The organism is Collinsella aerofaciens (genome assembly GCF_040926265.1).
Taxonomy (GTDB): Bacteria; Actinomycetota; Coriobacteriia; order Coriobacteriales; family Coriobacteriaceae; genus Collinsella; species Collinsella aerofaciens_BB.
Genome location: NZ_JBCOIL010000052.1, coordinates 1 through 1597 on the forward strand (window position 1 = coordinate 1; position 1597 = coordinate 1597).

Genomic DNA, 1597 nt, shown 5'->3' on the forward strand with positions numbered 1-1597 from the left:
AGGAGTGTCCCAAACTGCCGGCAGAGACGATATGAGCAGGACATAAAAACATTGAGAGCCCCTGCTGCATGAAAGACCGCGGATTAGGCCGACAATGGTGAGTGTCTAATCCAACCGTGGCGGCCACGCCGCATTCATGGAAGGGGCTCCCATGCTCGATACTACCACCTTCATCGGCCTCGACGTCCACGCCCGCTCGATAAAGGCCGTCTCCCTCGACGTCATGACCGGGGAGGTACGTGCCGCGACCTTCGGCTACGACGCCGGCGCCGTCGCGGAGTGGGTCCGTTCCGTGGACCCCAGGGCCAGGTGCGTGTACGAGTCCGGGGTCACGGGGTTCGACCTGCAGAAGAGGCTCTCCGGCCTGGGGGTCGACTGCGTGGTCGGCGCCGTCTCGAAGATGATCAAGCCCAGCGCGGACAGGCGCAGGAAGAACGACCGCAACGACGCCGAGTTCCTCGCCCGCATGCTGTCGGTCGGCAACGTGGTCGAGGTGTGGGTCCCCGACGACGAGTGCGAGGCCGCCCGCGACCTGACCAGGGCGCTCGAGGACGCGAGGGACGACCTCTCGCGCTCGAAGCAGCGGCTCTCCAAGTTCCTGCTCAGGCACGGGCTCGTCTTCGACGAGAGGACGCCCACCGGCCGCAGGAAGGGCAACTGGACCCGGGCGCACTGGTCCTGGATCGAGTCGATAAGGTTCGCGGAGAGGGCCGACAACGACGTGCTCGCCTACTACGTCGACGCGGTCAGGCGGGCGGCGGAGGAGAAGGCGAGGCTCGAGGGGCTCGTCGAGGCCGAGGCCCGCAAGCCCAGGTGGAGGAGGAGGGTCGACTCCCTGCGCTGCCTCAAGGGCGTCGACACCGCGACCGCCGCCGACCTCGTGTTCGAGGCCGGCGAGTTCTCCAGGTTCAGGAACGCCCGGTCGTTCGCCGCATGGGTCGGCCTGACGCCCTCCGAGCACTCCAGCGGGGAGAGCGACCGCAGGGGCGCGATCACCAAGGCCGGCAACAAGCACCTGAGGAAGGCGCTGGTCGAGGCCGCGTGGCACTACCTGACGTGCTCGGGGCGGCCGAAGGAGCCCGCCAGGGGCCAGGCCCCGGACCCGGGCGCCCGCAGGCATGCCGCCAAGGGCGTGCGGAGGCTGGCCGAGAGGCGGGAGGCGCTGCTCGCGCGCGGGGTCCACGGCAACAAGGCGAACGTGGCCACGGCGCGCGAGCTCGCCTGCTGGGTGTGGGCGGTCGGCCTCATGGCCGAGGAGGCGTAGGGGGCCGGTCCCCCGCACATAAGCCGATCACCCCGGAAGCGGTTCGATCCGAAGCCGTTGAGGCGAACCTCAGGTCCCTTTTCTGCGAGCGCCCAGGGCGCCACACGCGTGCACAGACTGTCGGTTCGACGAAGAAGCCTCAGCCGTAGCAACGGATTGCCCAGCGAGAGATCGCCACGGGCGGATATTAAACTGCAAAGACGAGCGTCGGGAAGACACGCCGAGGTCGCCGCGGACGGGTTGATATAGGGAGAGGGCCTGACCCCATATCGTTGGGGCCAGGCCCGATTTTGCCTCTTGACAATGTCCTGCTCATATTAAAAGGAACGTCCC

General features: G+C 67.6%; 1 protein-coding gene. It reads left to right on the forward strand.

The annotated features are described in order from the left end of the window. Nucleotides 1-151: 151 nt before the first annotated feature. Nucleotides 152-1264 (forward strand): IS110 family RNA-guided transposase, encoded by a 1113-nt coding sequence (locus AB5767_RS10000; RefSeq protein WP_368132640.1) that lies wholly within the window; start codon nucleotides 152-154, stop codon nucleotides 1262-1264. Nucleotides 1265-1597: the final 333 nt, after the last annotated feature.

What these genes read in the sequence shown, in the direction of transcription:
- AB5767_RS10000 (WP_368132640.1), top strand. Translation starts at nt 152, where the DNA reads ATGCTCGATACTACCACCTTCATCGGCCTCGACGTCCACGCCCGCTCG.